This window comes from Bifidobacterium rousetti (assembly GCF_008698235.1).
In the GTDB taxonomy this organism is placed as follows: domain Bacteria; phylum Actinomycetota; class Actinomycetes; order Actinomycetales; family Bifidobacteriaceae; genus Bifidobacterium; species Bifidobacterium rousetti.
In genome coordinates this window covers 39,963-57,004 of sequence record NZ_PEBH01000009.1, presented here as the reverse complement: position 1 = coordinate 57,004, position 17,042 = coordinate 39,963, and the positions used below count along the sequence as shown (strand labels likewise).

Annotated in this window: 12 protein-coding genes; 6 read left to right on the top strand and 6 right to left on the bottom strand. The window is 63.1% G+C overall.

What is annotated here, in order from left to right:
* Nucleotides 1-67: 67 nt before the first annotated feature.
* The gene (locus CSQ85_RS09635; protein WP_004268639.1) at nt 68-157 is read left to right on the top strand and encodes a 30S ribosomal protein bS22; all 90 of its coding nucleotides are present in this window, start codon (nt 68-70) and stop codon (nt 155-157) included.
* Nucleotides 158-281: 124 nt separating this feature from the next.
* On the opposite strand, the gene rpiA is transcribed toward CSQ85_RS09635, so the two are convergent.
* The 3 genes from rpiA to pgm all read right to left on the bottom strand — a co-directional run bounded on the left by rpiA (nt 282) and on the right by pgm (nt 3,965).
* Nucleotides 282-980, bottom strand: coding sequence for a ribose-5-phosphate isomerase RpiA (gene rpiA / locus CSQ85_RS09630; protein ID WP_150383893.1), 699 nt, complete (start codon nt 978-980; stop codon nt 282-284).
* Between the two features lie 117 nt (nt 981-1,097).
* The gene (locus tag CSQ85_RS09625; RefSeq protein WP_395956776.1) at nt 1,098-2,132 is read right to left on the bottom strand and encodes a ribonuclease H; all 1,035 of its coding nucleotides are present in this window, start codon (nt 2,130-2,132) and stop codon (nt 1,098-1,100) included.
* Between the two features lie 156 nt (nt 2,133-2,288).
* Nucleotides 2,289-3,965 carry a phosphoglucomutase (alpha-D-glucose-1,6-bisphosphate-dependent) gene (pgm, locus tag CSQ85_RS09620; protein ID WP_107042284.1) on the bottom strand — a complete coding sequence of 559 codons (1,677 nt, stop codon included), beginning with the start codon at nt 3,963-3,965 and terminating at the stop codon, nt 2,289-2,291.
* 415 nt (nt 3,966-4,380) lie between these two features.
* On the opposite strand from pgm, the gene CSQ85_RS09615 reads away from it, so the two are divergent.
* A complete protein-coding gene (locus tag CSQ85_RS09615; protein WP_150383935.1) occupies nt 4,381-6,507 on the top strand; it encodes a glucose PTS transporter subunit IIA in 2,127 nt (708 codons plus the stop codon).
* A 31-nt stretch (nt 6,508-6,538) separates the two neighbouring features.
* Complete coding sequence (locus tag CSQ85_RS09610) at nt 6,539-7,372, top strand: PRD domain-containing protein (RefSeq protein WP_150383891.1); 834 nt, start codon at nt 6,539-6,541, stop codon at nt 7,370-7,372.
* Between the two features lie 71 nt (nt 7,373-7,443).
* Here the strand turns inward: CSQ85_RS09610 and CSQ85_RS09605 are convergent, their stop codons facing one another.
* On the bottom strand, nt 7,444-8,571 hold the full coding sequence (locus tag CSQ85_RS09605; protein ID WP_190973000.1) for a diacylglycerol/lipid kinase family protein: 1,128 nt from the start codon (nt 8,569-8,571) through the stop codon (nt 7,444-7,446).
* Nucleotides 8,572-8,765: 194 nt separating this feature from the next.
* Here CSQ85_RS09605 and CSQ85_RS09600 point away from each other — a divergent pair, with 194 nt between their 5' ends.
* Entirely contained in the window at nt 8,766-10,229 is a 1,464-nt protein-coding gene (locus CSQ85_RS09600; protein WP_150383889.1) for a type I restriction-modification system subunit M, read from the top strand.
* Between the two features lie 410 nt (nt 10,230-10,639).
* Nucleotides 10,640-11,860 carry a restriction endonuclease subunit S gene (locus tag CSQ85_RS09595; RefSeq protein ID WP_150383888.1) on the top strand — a complete coding sequence of 407 codons (1,221 nt, stop codon included), beginning with the start codon at nt 10,640-10,642 and terminating at the stop codon, nt 11,858-11,860.
* A gap of 568 nt (nt 11,861-12,428) precedes the next feature.
* Here the strand turns inward: CSQ85_RS09595 and CSQ85_RS09590 are convergent.
* Nucleotides 12,429-12,848, bottom strand: a complete 420-nt coding sequence (locus CSQ85_RS09590; RefSeq protein WP_150383887.1) for a type II toxin-antitoxin system VapC family toxin — start codon at nt 12,846-12,848, stop codon at nt 12,429-12,431.
* Nucleotides 12,838-13,131 carry a type II toxin-antitoxin system RelB/DinJ family antitoxin gene (locus CSQ85_RS09585; RefSeq protein ID WP_150383886.1) on the bottom strand — a complete coding sequence of 98 codons (294 nt, stop codon included), beginning with the start codon at nt 13,129-13,131 and terminating at the stop codon, nt 12,838-12,840. The genes CSQ85_RS09590 and CSQ85_RS09585 overlap by 11 nt, the downstream gene beginning before the upstream one ends.
* 215 nt (nt 13,132-13,346) lie before the next feature.
* Here CSQ85_RS09585 and CSQ85_RS09580 point away from each other — a divergent pair, with 215 nt between their 5' ends.
* Nucleotides 13,347-17,036 carry a DEAD/DEAH box helicase family protein gene (locus tag CSQ85_RS09580; protein WP_150383934.1) on the top strand — a complete coding sequence of 1,230 codons (3,690 nt, stop codon included), beginning with the start codon at nt 13,347-13,349 and terminating at the stop codon, nt 17,034-17,036.
* Nucleotides 17,037-17,042 lie beyond the last annotated feature (6 nt).

Genomic DNA, 17,042 nt, shown 5'->3' with positions numbered 1-17,042 from the left:
CGTCCGAGATCATGTGTATACTCGTGCGAGTTGCAACTTTTACGATTAATCGAAATGGAGGCTTCAGATGGGTTCCGTCATCAAGAAGCGCCGCAAGCGGATGAGCAAGAAGAAGCACCGCAAACTGCTGCGTAAGACCCGCCACCAGCGTAAGTAGTCTTACCTGCATTCAAGGCATGGAAAAACCCCGTGAACCGCAAGGTTCCGGGGTTTTCTCATATGCGCTCCAAGCGCCTGCAGGACGCGCGGCGGATGCGTGTCCTACAGTGCGGGGCGATTCCTCACTTATTGGAGGTGGTCAGGACGCGCGGGCCGTTCGGGTCGCCGACGATGACGGTGTCGACCATGTTGAGGAACAGGCCGTGCTCGACGACGCCCACCGTGTTGATGAGGTCCTCGGCCAGATCGTACGGGTGGTCGATCCTGTCCAGATGCAGGTCGACGACGAAGTTGTTCTCGTCGGTGCGCACTTCCTTGCCGTCGGCGTCGAGGCGCAGGACCGGCTTGTAGCCCTTGGCCTCGAACTTGCGGACGACGTGGCCGGCGCCGAACGGGATGACCTCGACCGGCAGCGGGAACTTGCCGATGGTGTCGACGACCTTGGATTCGTCGACGATCCACACGATCTTGTTGGAGTTCGTCGCCACGATCTTCTCCCACAGCAGGGCCGCGCCGCCGCCCTTGATGCCGTTGAAGTTCTTGTCGACCTCGTCGGCGCCGTCGATGGTCAGGTCGATGTGGTCGACGTCATCGATGTCGACGATCTTGATGCCATAGCTCTCGGCCTGCGCCTGCGTGCGACGGGAGGTGGTGACGCCGGTGAACTCGAGACCCTCCTCCTGGTGGCGGCGGCCGAGCTCGTCCACGAGGAACTTGACGGTCGAACCGGTGCCGAGGCCCGCGATCATGCCGTTCTCGACGAGCTTGGCGGCTTCGATGCCGGCGGCCTTCTTGAGGGCGTCCTGCTGTGCCTTGTCCATGGTGATTCCTTTCCTTGCCAATCGAAAGTCCGTACCCATCCTAACGCGGATGGGAGATTGTGTGCGGTCGTGTCCACTCGTGTTCGCCGGCTGTTCAGCTTCGCCGGCTCCCCCCTGTCAGCGCAGGAAGTCCGCGTCGGTGATGGTGAGGTTGCCGTCGCCGTCCACGAACCCGTCGACCGCGATGTACCCGCGGATGTGCATCGCCTCGCCGGTGAAGTACGGGCTGGTCTTCGGTGCGGGGGAGAAGCGCACCTCGCCCGAGACCTTGAGCCCGCTCGCCACCGGCGCGGGTTGGGTGGCCTGCATGGTCTGGGTGGCCTGCGTGGCCTGCGTGGCCGGCGCGGGCTGTGCGGCCGGTTGCGTTGTCGCCGGTGTGGACGGCTGCCGCGTTGACGGCGCGGCGGCCTGTGTATCAGGCCGGACGGCTTTGGACGGCGTCACCTCGGGCACCGTTGTATCGGACGTCGTCACCTTGGACGCCGCCGAGGGCTTCTTCGCGGTCGTCGCGGTCGTCGTTTTGACGGTTTTGCCGGTCCTGCCCGTCTTGTCCGAGACCGCGCGCGATGTCTCCCTGTCTGCGCCCCTGTCTTCACCCGCACCCGCACCCGCACTGGTGCCGCGATCCAGCATGAGTTGCGCGTCCGGCGGCACGTCGGTGCCTTTCGCGTACGGCGAGTTGAGCAGCGACTGCCAGCCCTCCAGCGGCAGATAGCCGTCCTCGGAGCCTTTGCGGCAGCCCTGCGCGTACGTCCTCGCCAGCTCGTCGACGAGCTCGTTGCCCGCGTTGCCGGCATGTCCCTTGACCCATTTGAAGTCGACCGGACCGGGGCGTTTCGCGATCTCGGCGTCGATCGCCTTGATGATCTCGACGTTCTTCACCGGCTGTTTCTGGGAGTTCCTCCAGCCGTTCCTCTTCCAGCCCTTGAGCCATTTGGTCGAGCAGTTGATCGCGTACTGCGAGTCCGATTCGATGAGCAGCGGCTCGGGGCCGGGGTGCGCGCGCAGCACCTGCAGCACCGCGCACAGCTCGCCGATCTGGTTCGTGCCGTTCGTGGCGCCGCCGGCGTCGTATCCTCTGGAGTCGTGCTCGTGACCGGGGATGCGGCCGCCCCCCGCGTTCGTGTCGTGATCGGCCCACGCCCATCCCATCGGTCCGTTCGGATTGCCCAGCGCCGAGCCGTCGGTGGACACCACAATCGTCTTAGCCATGCCCACCACCATACAAAAGGGGATTCCCGCGGCAATGTTCCACGGGAATCCCCTTTTGCGAATCGGTAATCGTCTATCGCCTACCGGCGGGGCGAATCACTCGGCCAGCGCCTTGTCGACGACGACCTCGGCCTCGGCGAGGACCTTGTCGAGGGCCTCCGGGCTCTCGAAGGACTCGGCGTAGACCTTGTAGATGTTCTCGGTGCCGGAAGGACGGGCGGCGAACCAGTTGTCCTTCGTGGTGACCTTCAGGCCGCCGATCTTGGCGTGGTTGCCCGGCGCCTCGGTGAGCTTGGCGGTGATGTCCTCGCCCGCGAGCTGCGTGGCGGTGACGTCGTCGCCGGTGAGCTTGCCGAACTTCTGCTTCTGCTCGAGCGTGGTCGGGGTGTCGACGCGCTTGTACCAGGACTCGCCGAAGCGGGCCACCTGGTCCTTGTGCAGCTCGGCCGGGTTCTTGCCGGTCTTCGCGGTGATCTCCGCGGCGAGCAGGTCGGGGATGAGACCGTCCTTGTCGGTGGTCCAGATGCGGCCGTCCTTGCGCAGGAAGGACATGCCGGAGCTCTCCTCGCCGCCGAACGCGACCTCGCCCTTGAACAGCGGGTCGACGAACCACTTGAAGCCGACCGGAACCTCCATGACCTTCGCGTTGATCGATGCGGCCACGCGGTCGATCAGGGAGGAGGAGACCAGCGTCTTGCCGACGGCGGCGCCCTCGGGCCAGCCCGGACGGTTGCCGCCGAACAGGTACTCGACGCACACGGCGATGTAGTGGTTCGGGTTCATGACACCCCAGTCGGGGCACACGATGCCGTGACGGTCGGCGTCCGGGTCGGTGCCGCCGACGAGGTCGTACTTGTCCCACGCGCCGGCGTTGAGCTCGTCGACGAGGCCCTTCATCGCGTACGGCGAGGACGGGTCCATGCGGATCTTGCCGTCGTGGTCGATGGTCATGAAGCGCCAGGTCGGGTCGACCTCGGGGCGCACGACGCCGATGCTCAGGCCGTACTTCTCGTTGATGAGCGGCCAGTAGTTGACGGACGCGCCGCCGAGCGGGTCGATGCCGAGGCGCACGCCGGAGGAGCGGATCACGTCGAAGTCGATGACGTTGCCGAGGTCGGCCACGTAGTGCTCGCGGAAGTCGAAGGGCTCGACGTACTCGGACTTGATGGCCTCCTCGTACGGCACGCGCTTGACGTTCTTGTAGTCGGCGAGCAGCTCGTTGGCGCGGGCCGCGATCGCGTTGGTGGTCTCGGCCGGGGCCGGGCCGCCGGTGACCGGGTCGTACTTGAAGCCGCCGTCGGTGGGCGGGTTGTGCGACGGGGTGACGACGATGCCGTCGGCCAGGCCCTCGCCCTCGAAGCGCTGGGTGCCGTCGGCCGCACGGTTGTGCGTCAGGATGGCCTGGGAGACGACCGGGGTCGGCACGAAGTCGCCGCGGGAGTCGACGCGCACGTGCACGCCGTTGGCGACGAGCACCTCGATGGCCGTCTTGCGGGCCGGCTCGGAGAGCGCGTGGGTGTCGGAGCCGAGGTACAGCGGGCCGGTGACGCCGGCCTGCTTGCGGTATTCGGCGATGGCCTGGGAGATGGCGACGATGTGGGCCTCGTTGAACGAGGTCTTCAGGGACGAACCGCGGTGGCCGGAGGTGCCGAAGATGACACGCTGTTCCGGAACGGCCGGGTCGGGGACGAGGTCATAGTACTTGCCGATGACCTCATCGACGTTGATCAGATCTGCTGGGGTGGCGGGCTTGCCCGCGTTGTTAGCTACCATGCCTCCATTCTACGGCGTTCGTGATGTACGACGCGTAACATTTTGTGCTCAATTGTTCTGAAATGTGAGTGAACAGCCGTTGAATTGCGATGTTCCGGCGTAATTCGAGGTCGATTCGCCCATGCCGCGCCGGTGCCGCGCCCGCGACCTGCCCGCGACACACCCGCGACACGGCGACGCCAGTAAACGTTTGCTGAATGTCGTCGACCGTGCTATATTGTCCTCCGTCAGTTTCCTTAGCAGGGTTGCTACTCAAGATTTCGAGGCAAGACCTGAGGCGTGAGCCATACCGTGACGCGTATCCGCTGAACGGTTCCAAAGCTCTTGCCTCAGGTCTTTCTTGTTATCTGGGGTCGATGACGATCACGCGAGGTAACTCACGAACCGATGGAAGAAACAGGAAATGGAGAATCCGATGTCGCATCAGGACGATGTCAAGGCGATCATCACCGCCGTCGGTGGTGCCGCCAACGTCAAGTCGTTGACGCACTGCGCCACCCGACTGCGTTTCGAGTTGAAGGACGCCGGCAAGGTCGATCAGGCCTCGCTCGACTCCAACAAGACCGTGCTGGGAGCCGTTCCCCAGTCCGGTGACCGCTACCAGGTCGTCATCGGCGGCCAGGTGGCCAGCGTATACGACGAGATCATGCACCTGCCCGAGATGGCGGGCCTCGGCTCCGGCACCGTCGACGCCGACGCCGCCGACGGCGAGATGAGCGACGCCGAACTCAAGGCCGCCAAGCGCAGCGAGGGCGTGCGCGGCAAGGTCGCGTGGCTCGACAACTTCTTCGAGTACCTGGCCGACTCCTTCCGCCCGATCCTGGGCGTCCTGCTCGGCGCGTCCATCATCATCGCGCTGGTCAACCTGTTCATCTCGATCGGCGTGATCCCGAACGACGAGGCGAACACCGGTCTCATGTTCATCAAGGCGCTGTGGAAGGGCGTGTTCTACTTCCTGCCCATCATGGTCGCCTACAACGCCGCCAAGAAGCTCAAGGTCGACCCGTGGCTGGGTGGCTCCATCATGGCCGCGCTGATGACCCCGCAGTTCACCGCGCTGTCCGACACCAAGACGTGGGGCGACGCCGTGCAGTGCGTCACCAACGAGACCCTCGGCACCTCCTCCTGCACCGCGACCGTCTTCGGCCTGCCGATGCAGCTGTCCGACTACTCCGGCAACGTGTTCGTGCCGCTCATGATGGCCGCCGTGCTGGCTCTCGTCTACCACGGCCTGAAGCGGATCATCCCCGAAAGCGTCCAGCTGGTCTTCCTGCCGTTCTTCTCCCTGATCATCGTCGGCGCCCTGACCGCCTTCCTCATCGGCCCGCTGGGCGTGTGGGTCGGCAACGGCCTCGGTGTCGGCCTCGCCTGGATGAACGGCCACGCCCCCTTCGTCTTCGCCATCGCGATCCCGCTGCTCTACCCGTTCCTCGTGCCGCTCGGCCTGCACTGGCCGCTCAACGCCCTCATGCTCATGAACATCCAGTCGATGGGCTACGACTTCATCCAGGGCCCGATGGGCACGTGGAACTTCGCCTGCTTCGGCGCCACCGCCGGCGTGCTGTTCCTGTCCATCCGTGACAAGGACGATCAGATGCGCCAGACCTCCATCGGCGCCCTCGCGGCCGGCCTGCTCGGCGGCGTCTCCGAGCCGAGCCTCTACGGCATCCACCTGCGCTACAAGCTCATCTACTCCCGCATGCTCGTCGGCTGTGGCGTCGGCGGTGTCGTGATCGCCGTCCTCGGCTGGCTGTTCCCGTCCACCATCGCCTCCGGCGAGACCGTCCACGGCGTGACCACCACCGCGTTCGCCTTCACCTCCCTGCTGACCATCCCGGTCTTCGATCAGATGTGGGTCTACGCCGTGTCCATCGCCGCCGCGTTCATCACCTCCATGGTCCTGATCATCACCTTCGACTACCGCACCCCGGAGCAGAAGGCCGAGGTCAAGGCCCGCGCCGCCGCCGCGGTCGCCGCCAAGTCCGGTGAGGGCTCCGTCGAGGCCGCCCCGGCCCCGGCCGCCGCTCCGGCCCCGGCTGCCGCTCCGGCCGCCGCCGAGGAGGCGCAGCCTGCCGCCCCGGCCGAGCCGACCACCGCCGTGCTGGCGCCGGTCAACGGCCACGTCGTCTCCCTGGACGACGCCGGCGACCCGGTGTTCGCATCCCGCGCCCTCGGCGAGGGCGTCGGCGTCCAGCCGTCCGACTCCACCGTCAAGGCCCCGGTCTCCGGCGTGCTGCAGACCGTCGCCGAAACCGGCCACGCCTTCGGCCTCAAGACCGACGACGGCGTCGAGGTGCTCGTGCACGTCGGCATCGACACGGTCAAGATGAACGGCGAGGGCTTCGCCGTGGCCGTCGCCAAGGGCGATCGCGTCAACGCCGGTGACACGCTGGTGACCGTCGACTTTGATAAGGTCAAGGCAGCCGGTTACAGCACCACCACCCTGATGACGGTGCTCAACACCGCGATGCTCAAGGCGGTCACTCCGAAGACGGACGTGGACGTCAAGGCCGGCGACGAGGTCATCGCCATCGAGAAGTAACCCGGGCCGTCCCGGGATCGGGAGGAACGCCATGGAAGTGCTTCGCGTCTTCAACAACAACGTCGTTCTGGCGAAGGACGGAGGACGCGAGGTGATCCTCACGGGCCGGGGCCTTGGATTCAAGGCCCGGCCCGGCATGAAGGTCGACAAGGCCAAGGTGGTGCGCGTGTTCGTGCCCGCCGACGGCCGCGACCCCGACCACATGGCCCAGCTGCTGGGCGACATTCCCCCCGAGATCATCAAACTGGTCTCCGACGCCATGGACGAGCTCGGACTGGGTGATCAGGCATCCAGGAACCCGACGCTCGTCATGGCGCTCGCCGACCACGTATGCGGCACGCTGCGCCGCGTCCGCAACGGCATCCCCGCCGTTCCCTACCCCCTCACCGAAGAGGTGCGTTCGCTCTACGGAGACGAATACGCGCAGGGCGAGGCGTTGCTCGCCGCTCTGAACCGCAGGCTCAACGGCGCGCTGCCCTCCACCGAGGCCGTGGCGTTCGCCCTGCATCTGGTCAACGCCGGATTCGCCACCGGCGACCTCTCCCACACGTACGCGATGACCGGCGTCATCCAGCAGCTGCTCGCCGTCATCGAGGGCGCGTACGGCATCACGCTCGACGAGCATTCGGTCAACGTCGGCCGATTCATCACCCATCTGCGCTACCTGTTCGTGCGCATCCACCAGCACAGCCAGCTCGAGCGCGAGCCAGCCGCCATCGTCTCATCGATCAGGCAGTCGTATCCGAAGGCCGCCCAATGCGCCCAACGCATCGCCGAGCTCATCGAACTGCGTCTCGACACCACGCTCACCGAGGACGAGATCGCCTACCTGACCCTCCACGTAGCCCGCGTCACCGCCTCCTAATATGGCCCTCTGACGACGGGCTGGCGGCGAAGCCGACTGGGGGAGAGATTAGGAACGGGCCCCGTCAACCCCTACCGCACCGGCGGAATCGTGCCCGTCGCGGACAGATCCGGCGCCACCTCCGGCACGCGCACGATCAGCGCCTTGCGCTCCACGTCGAAGCGGATGTGTCGCGTCTCCGGCAGCATGTCGCCATCCACCTGCGCCAGCGCCGGCTTCTCCAGCGTCAGTTCGGCGCTCATCCCCTGGATCTGGTCGATTGTCGAATTGGTCGACAGCGGGTTCTGCTCCGCGCGGCCCGTGATCGTCTGATGCACCACGTCGCCGAACAGGTTCGCCCAGCCGAGGATGCCGCCGGTCGTGTCGATGATCTCGAAATCGAGCAGGCCGTCATCATACGAGGCGTTCGGCATCAGCGAGAACACGGGGATCTGCCCGCAGTTGCCGGCCATGAACGTGCGGAATACGAGGCCGCGCGTCGAATGTGTGCTGCCGTCCATGCTCGTGATCGTCACGTTCGCGCGGTACTTCGGCGTGAACAGGTTCTTGACGCCGCCCACGAAATACGCGAGCCAGCTGATGTTCTTCTTGAGACGCGGGTCCGTGTCGTCGATCATCGCCGCGTCGAAGCCGACGCCCGCGATGATGAGGAACGCGTGTCCGTGATCCTCCTCGGGGTGATCGAGCAGCGTGAGCCGTCCCATGTCCACCGTGCGCGAGCCGTGCGAGGTCGCCACCGTCAGTGCGGCGTCGATGTCGTCCACGGGGATACCCATGTTGCGGGCGAACAGGTTGCCGGTGCCGATCGGCACGATGCCGAGCGCGTGGCCCGTGCCCGAGACCGCCGAGGCGACCGTGCGGACCGTGCCGTCGCCGCCGACCGCGATCACCACGTCCGCGCCGTGATCCAGCGCCTCCAGCGCGCACGCGCGGCCGTCCTTGTCCAGCTGCGTGTCGATGAACTCGACCTCGGTCAGCCCCTTGGACGCGCAGAACTCCTCGATGTGCCGCCTGCGCGCCTCGGCCTGCGGCTTCGACGGGTTGACGATGAACGCGTAATGCACCTGATCGTCGTCGCGTTCGACCAGCTTCTCGGCGAGACGCCGACGCCGGTACATCCGGTACGCCAATACGGCCGCCGCCGCGAGGATGGCGACGCCGATGAGAACTGCGATGACGATGATGACGGCTGTGGGCATGATTCCCATTGTTCACGCAAACCCCGCCGCGACGCGCAGCGCCACGACGAAACTCAACGATTCCTCTACGTCGGCTTTTTCTGGCTCCCCTTGTCAGGGGAGCTGGCCCGCGAAGCGGGACTGAGGGGTAGTCAAAGTGATGTAAGCCGTAAACCATCAGACACAGCCGCCCCGTCCCGGTATGATCGGATGTCATGCTTGGTTCCGAAGTTCGCAACAAAATCGACCGTGTCTGGGACGCTTTCTGGTCCGGCGGCATCTCCAACCCGCTCGAGGTGATCGAGCAGATCACTTACCTGCTGTTCATGCGCCGACTCGACATGAATCAGCAGCGCGAGGAGAACAAGGCGCGCCGGCTCCACCGACCGATCGAACACGCGGTGTTCACCGAGGATCAGCGGAACCTGCGCTGGAGCGTCTTCTCGCAGAAGGACCCGGAGACCATGTACGAGATCGTCTCCGAACAGGTGTTCCCGTTCCTGCGGACGATGGGCGGCGCGGAATCCTCCTACGCGGAGCAGATGAAGGACGCGCGATTCACGATCCCCACGTCGCTGCTGCTCGCCAAAACCGTCGACATGCTCTCCGATATCGACATGTCCAACACGGACGTGAACGGAGACCTCTACGAATACCTGCTCTCGAAACTCTCCAGCTCCGGCGTGAACGGCCAGTTCCGCACGCCGCGGCACATCATCCAGCTCATGGTCGCGATGATGGCGCCGACCCCTCGCGACACCATCTGCGATCCCGCGTGCGGCACCTGCGGCTTCCTCGTCGCATCTGCCGAATACGTACGCGAACATCACCCGGAGGTATACAGTGACCCGCTGCTGCGTGAACGGTACGCCACCGACATGTTCCACGGCTACGACTTCGACCGCACCATGCTGCGCATCGGCAGCATGAACCTCATGCTGCACGGCATCGACGATCCCAACGTCCACTACAAGGACTCGCTGAGCGCATCCGGCGACGAGGACGAAGGCCGCTACTCGCTGATCCTCGCCAACCCGCCGTTCTCCGGCAGCCTCGACTACGAGACGACCAGCGCGAAGCTGCTGCGTCAGGTGAAAACCAAGAAAACCGAACTGCTGTTCCTCGCGCACTTCCTGCGCATGCTCGAACCTGGCGGGCGCGCGGCCGTCATCGTGCCTGAAGGCGTCCTGTTCGGCTCGACCGGCGCACACAAGAAACTGCGCAAGGCGCTCGTCGAGGAGCAGAAGCTCGAAGCGGTCGTCAAACTGCCGTCCGGCGTCTTCAAACCGTACGCCGGCGTCAGCACCGCGATCCTCGTGTTCACCAAGACCGATGGCGGCGGCACCGACGACGTATGGTTCTACGACGTGCGCGCCGACGGATACTCCCTCGACGACAAGCGCTCGCCGATCGAGGCCAACGACCTGCCGGACGTGCTCGAGCGCTGGGCGCACCGGCGTGATGAGTCCGAGCGATCCCGGGCGCGGACGGAGCAGTCGTTCTGTGTGCCGAAGGAGGAGATCGCCGGTCAGGAGTACGACCTGAGCCTCAATCGGTACAAGGAGATCGAGTACGAGGAGGAGGAACATCGGCCGGTCTCGGAGATCTTGGATGACATCGACTCGCTTGATTCCGGGATTGCGGCCGATGTCGCGGCATTGCGGGAGCTGCTTTCGTGACGGGTGTGATTCCGGCTCCCTCTGATGAGGGAGCTGTCGCGCGAAGCGTGACTGGGGGAGGAAACTCCTTCGGGGTTGGCCGTGTCGGGGTTGGCCGTGTCGGGACGGCGTATGCGATGCTCGACACACTCAAGGCCGTTCGGCCAAGCCTACAGTCGAGCATCGCATACGTCGCCCCGCCACTCGTTGCGTGGTTTCGTTGCGCTGGCATCCCGCCAGAGTTCGTTACTTTCTCTCGGCTCCCCTTGTCAGGGGAGCTGGCTTCGACGCGAGGGTGGCCGGTGATTCCAAGGCCATCGGCTCCCCTTGTCAGGGGAGCTGGCCCGCGAAGCGGGACTGAGGGGTAGTTCGGTTGGTTGAGAAATGTACGGTGCGGAATAATGGTTCGTGGGTATTGAAAGGGTTATTCGATGACTGATTCCATGATTAAGCCCTCGAAGATGAAGGTGAATATGTCGCGAAACGGTGACGGGGCACTGCCGCGTATGGTGAAACTGGGTGATGTTCTTCATCATTGGAAGGATATGGTCCATGTTGATGACCCGCTTTCGGTGCCATTGATTTCTGTGAAACTGCACGGAAATGGTGCTGTACGCCGTGAAATTGGCGATGGTAAGGCTCCCAAGCCGTTTACGGGTAATCGCGGCCACGCTGGTCAATTTGTGTTTTCACGGATTTGGGCTCGTCGTGGTGCCATGGCACTTATTCCTGAAGAGCTAGATGGAGTCGTGGTTACGAATGAATTCCCGTTATTCGATGTCGATGAGGAAGAACTTGATTCGAGGTACTTGAACTATCTTGTTCAGACTCAGTCGTTTTTGGGAGAATTGGAACGAATAAGCGCTGGGGCGTCAGGACAGAACCGAGTCAAAGAAGCAGCATTCCTGAATATCCACGTTCCCCTTCCATCGTTGGAGGAGCAGAGGCGGATTGTGGCCGTGCTTGATCGGGCCGATGCCATTCGTGCCAAGCGACGTCAGATGCTTGCGGATCTTGACGAGCTTAAGCAGTCATTGTTTGATGAAATGTTTTTGGGTACTGATTTTCCGATTGTTGAGTCGGGTGATCTGATGCCAGTGATGCGTAACGGACTATCTCCTTCAAAACGTGGAACTGTAAGCGCTCGGGTTCTTACCTTATCGGCAATTACTCAAGGAAAGTTTGATGTAAATGCCGTGAAGGAAGGTACTTTTGATACCGAACCTCCTGCTGATAAACGTGTAACTGACCAAGATTTCATGATGTGTCGTGGAAATGGAAATAAATCGTTGGTTGGTGTTGGAGCGTATAGCAGTGAGAATTATCCGGGTCTTGTTTTTCCGGATACAATTATTGCCGGGAGAATAGATTCGAGTAAAATATTATTGCCGTTTTTGGAAATGATTTGGCGCAGTAGATCAGTTCGTGGTCAAATTGAGAAGTCGGCGAGGACAACGAATGGAACATATAAGGTCAATCAGCAGGCGCTTTCACAAATAAGTATCCCACTGCCGCCGATTGAGCTGCAAAAGGAGTTTGCTCGGCGGGTGGAGGCGATTACGGCGGCTCGGGCCAAGGTCGAGCGGGCGCTGGCCTTGGACGACGAGCTGTTCGCCGCCTTGCAGTCCCGGGCCTTCCGTGGCGCCTTGTGACAGGGGCGGATCTGATATATGGACATGGTGAGTCGGCTGCGGCCATCTCGCCATGCCGAGGGGCGCAGCATACAGGTGATTCGCTCACGCGGAACGCCGGATGTCGCCGCCAGGAAATCGTCGCCGATACGGTGCGGTCACAACGTGCGGTCACAACGTGATTCCGGCTCGCGTTTTTGACGTGTTGTGACAATTTTCGTTGTCACAACGTACCGGAATCGCTGCGAATCGCACGTTGTGACAAGAACGGCGGATTGACGACGATCGATGGCCGAGGCCGGATCGTTAGAACGCTTGGAATTCCGCCATTTCATAGTCTGCGTCATTTGTGTGATCGCATTCGTCGCCGGCGATCCGTGTCACAACTCGAAAAAATCGACGTGAATCGCACGTTGTGACAGCTTTTCTTGTCACAACGTGACCGGAACTGGTGTGAATCGCACGTTGTGACAATTCTCCCCGCCTTTCTCCCGCCGTGGAGTCCACCGATGGTCGCGCCGTGTGCATACGCAGGGCGTCGCAGGCCATACGCAGGCTGATTTCCTTGACCGAAATTAGCGGAAGCGGTTCACCGGGGGAACAGATCGAGGTATTGGCGGGCGGTCATGCTCTTTACCGATGAATGGGCGAACGCCCCGGAATCGCGGGTGATGATGAAATCGATGTCGTTGCGTTCGGCGACGGCGCGGATCAGGCCGTCCTCGAAATCGGGCTCATCGGAGTAGGCGGAATCGTCGCACTCCCGCTGGCCGACGGGAAGAACGTCCAACAGCACCAGAAAATGACGGATGAGCTGCCTGCACGCGGGTTCGCCCAGCGGCTTCCTGCACAGGTAATAGAAGTCCTTCAGGGAACCGGAGGTCACGTATCCGGCGGCCTCGGACTTCGCCACCCGTTCCATGAGGGCGGTGGCGGTGTCGTGCTCCGGACGGTTCGCGACCGCATAATCCACAAGGATGTTCGTGTCGAACAGGAGCCTAGATGTCACGGTTCTCGAACTCCTTGCGCATGTCGTCGTAGGTCATGGTGTCCAGTTCGGTGCCGTGTGGCAGATTCGCGATGATGTCCTGGGCGTCCTTGAAGGCGGCCAGTCGCGCCTGCCTGCGCATGTCGCCCGAATCGTCGAACTCGGGGACGACCCCCGTGTTGGCGATGCTCTCCCACAGGTCGCGGATCAGCTCGTTGGGGGTGAGACCGGCCTTCCTGATGTAGTCGTTGGCCACGGCCTTGACCTTGGCGTCGACGCTTGCGGAGACTGTAGCGGTCGCCATCACATCCTCCTGTCTACTATCTACATATAGATAGTAGACAGTCTATTCGCACACCTCGCGCTGGTCAATTCGCAGCATGTATGGCTTAGCCCCTTGCTTCATACTGATATTCGTGTTTTTCTGATGGGAATCCAGCGACGATTCTCGCGCGTGGAACGTACACTGAACAGCAAGGTGGCGCAATGACGGCGTCGGCGCGAGGGGAAGGATGGATGATGGGCAACTTCGATTTCGTGCGTGCGGTGTTCCCGAACTGTGCGGACGACTGCATGAAGGCCGAATCGTACATCTTCTCCGACCCGATAGCGGCCTGCGCCTATGCGCGGCGTGCCATCGACGTGCTGGTCGAGTACCTGCATTACGACGTGCTTGGTTTGGACGAACCGGATCGAGACAATCTGGACGGACGTACCAACAATCCCGAATTCAGGCAGCATGTCGATTCGGCCATCATCAAAAAGCTCAACATCGTCAGGAAGATCGGCAATGTCGCCCTGCATGACGAGGACCCGAACATCTCCGTGGAACAGGCCAATGCCGTCGCGCGTGAGCTGTTCCAGATCATGCTGTGGACCGGATACCGGTTCACAGTGTCGCCGGACAAGGTGCCGCTGGATCGGCAGTTCGATCCGAACCTCGCCAAACGGGCGATGGCGCTCAATCCTCAGCAGCGTAACAAGCTGATCGCGAGCATAAAGAACGAACGTGAGAAGCACGCTCAGGAGATCGCCGAGCGGGACAATCGAATCAAATCGCAGGATGCGACCATCCTCGCGCAGCAGGCAGAGCTTGAGCGAATGCGCGAGCAGATCAAGGCCATGCAGCAGACGGTCAAGCCTGACAAGCACGATTACACCTATAAAGAGGACGAGACGCGAACTGCCCTCATCGACCTGATGCTCGCCGAACAGGGGTGGGACCTGCGGGACGCGCGCAGCCGCGAATTCAAGGTCGAGAACATGCCGAAGACCCAGAAGAACCCCAGCGGCGTCGGATATGTCGACTATGTGCTGTGGGGCGACGACGGTCTGCCGCTCGCCGTTGTGGAGGCGAAACGCACCTCCATCAGCCCGTCGGAGGGGGAGCAGCAGGCGCAAGCGTACGCCGACGCCTTGGAGAAGCTGTACCACAGACGTCCCGTCATCTTCATGACCAACGGATACAAGACGCGCATCTGGGATGACCGGGGCAGCGGTGACGAGAAGTCTGGCGGTGACGAGAAGTCGGTCGGGTATCCGCCGCGTGACGTGGAGGGATTCTATAAGAAGGACGAACTGGAACGGCTCATCGCCCGCCGGAAGGATGCGCGCGTGCTGTCCGCCGAGCCGATCTCCCTGCGCATCGCCGGCCGACCCTACCAGCAGGCGGCCATCAAGGCGGTCGACGAGGCGTTCGACGCCCGACAGCGTGCGGCGCTGCTCGTCATGGCCACGGGCACGGGCAAGACCCGAGTCGTCGTGTCACTCGTCGAACAGCTGATGAAGGCCGGATGGGTCTATCGCGTGCTGTTCCTCGCGGACCGTACCGCGCTCGTCAATCAGGCGGCGAACGCGTTCAAGAACAAGGACCACGGTCTGGGCAAGACCGTGCCGGTCGTCAACCTGCTTGAGGATGACAAAGCGGCTTCGGGTCGCGTGTACCTGAGCACGTACCAGACGATGATGAACCTCGTCAACGTCCGTGAACTGGGGGAGAACGGCGGTGACGACGGTGCGCGCGGCAAGTCGCTGCGCTTCGGCCCCGGCTTCTTCGATCTGGTCATCATCGACGAGGCGCACCGCTCCGTATATGCGAAATACGGGGTCCTGTTCCGGTATTTCGATTCGCTGCTGGTGGGGCTCACCGCAACGCCGAAGAACGAGGTGGACCGCAATACGTACCGGCTGTTCGGGCTGGAATACGACGAACACACCGGAGGCGTGCCCACGTTCGCCTACGATTTCGAGCAGGCGGTGAAGGAAGGCTATCTCGTGCCGGCACGGGTGCTGCCGGTCAATACGAAGTTCATGGATCGCGGCATCACCTATGACGAGCTGTCGCCCGAGGAACAGGAGGAGTGGGACTCCAAGGACTGGGACGAAACCGGCGACGTCCCCGACAAGGTCGACGCGAACGACGTCAACCGCGTACTGTTCAACGAGGACACCATCGACAAGATCCTCGGCACGCTCATGACGCACGGCATACACGTCGAAGGCGGCGACACGCTCGGCAAGACCATCATCTTCGCGCGCAACCAGGCGCACGCCGAAGCCATCAAGGCGCGATTCGACGCAGGCTGGCCGCAATACGGCGGCACGTTCGCGCGCATCATCACGCACGCCACGCGCGACGCCCAGGCGCTGATCGAGTCGTTCGAGGACCCGGAGGGGGAACCGCATATCGCCATCAGCGTCGACATGCTCGACACGGGCGTCGATGTGCCGGAGGTCGTCAACCTCGTCTTCTTCAAACCGGTGATGAGCCGCACGAAATACTGGCAGATGCTCGGACGCGGCACACGCCTGTGCGCGGACCTCTTCGGGCCGGGCAAAGACAAGACGGAGTTCCTCATCATCGACTGCTGCCGCAACGTCGCCTTCTTCAACGAGCATTTCGAGGAGAGCAACGGCTACACAGGGCGATCCGCGAGGGAACGCCTGTTCCTGCTGCGGCTGGGGTTGTTGGAGACGCTTGATCGGGCTGCGGCGGAAGACCCGAAGCTCCCGGAGCGTCTGGCATCGGCCGCGTTCGGCGGCTCCGACGACGATCTGGCCCACTACCGCAGCGGGCTGGTACGCATCCTCAATGGTATCGTCGGCGGCATGGACCCGGACGGCAACGTACTGGTCAGGCCGCATCGGCTCGACATCGAAACCCTTTCGAACAAGGATTGGTGGGCGTCGGTCACGAACGACAAGACGGTGCGTGCGGCGGGACTCGCCGGACTGCCGACCACGTTCGACGACGGCGAGGACACCGGTACGATGTCGAGCCGCACGAGGGCGCGCTGGTTCGATCTGCGCGTGTACACCTACGAGCTGGCGCTGCTGCGCGCCAAGGCCGAAGCGTCGGAAGACGCGGGCGGTGCCGACAGTGGCGACGGCGGCGCATCTGGATATGGTGTCGAGGAACCGGGCATCTCCCCGGACAAGGCGTGTCAGGACATTCGCGGTGTCGCCGAGCAGCTGCTCGACCCGCAGAAGCGCAACATCCCGGGCATAGCGGAATGCGCCGAGCTGCTCGAAGCGGTGGCGGGCGAGGACTGGTGGACGGACGTCACCGTGCCGATGCTGGAGACCGCGCGCAAACGCATCCGCACGCTCGTACGCTATGTGAACAACACACGACGCAACATCGTCTTCACCGACTTCGAGGACGAACTCACCATCGAAGCGGAATCAGGCGTGACCGGCGGAGGCGACGTCGCCGCGGTCGATATGGAACGCTTCCGGGAAAAGGCCGGAGCGTTCCTTAGGGGACTGGAGAATGACATCACCCTCGCGCGCGTGCGCATGGGAAGCCAACTCACCGAACTGGACCTCCGACGGCTCGAACGCATGCTGCTCGACAACGGCGTGGGCAGCGAACAGGACATCGAGGCGGCCGCCGAACTCAGCGGCGGCTTCGGCCTGTTCATCCGCTCGCTCGTAGGGCTGGACCGGAACGCCGTCGAAACGGCGTTCGCACGGTTCCTTGACGGCAAACGCTACAACGCCAGGCAGATACGTTTCGTGAACCTCATCGTGCGCGAGCTCACCGCGAACGGGGCGATGGACGGCAGCCGGCTGTACGAATCGCCGTTCATCGACATGGACGCGAACGGCCCCGAAGGGGTGTTCCCCGACGGACGGGACATCGACGTGATCTGCGACATCCTCGACGGTGTGAGGCGTTCGGCCATCCCGCTGCTGAAAACCGCGTGACGGAAC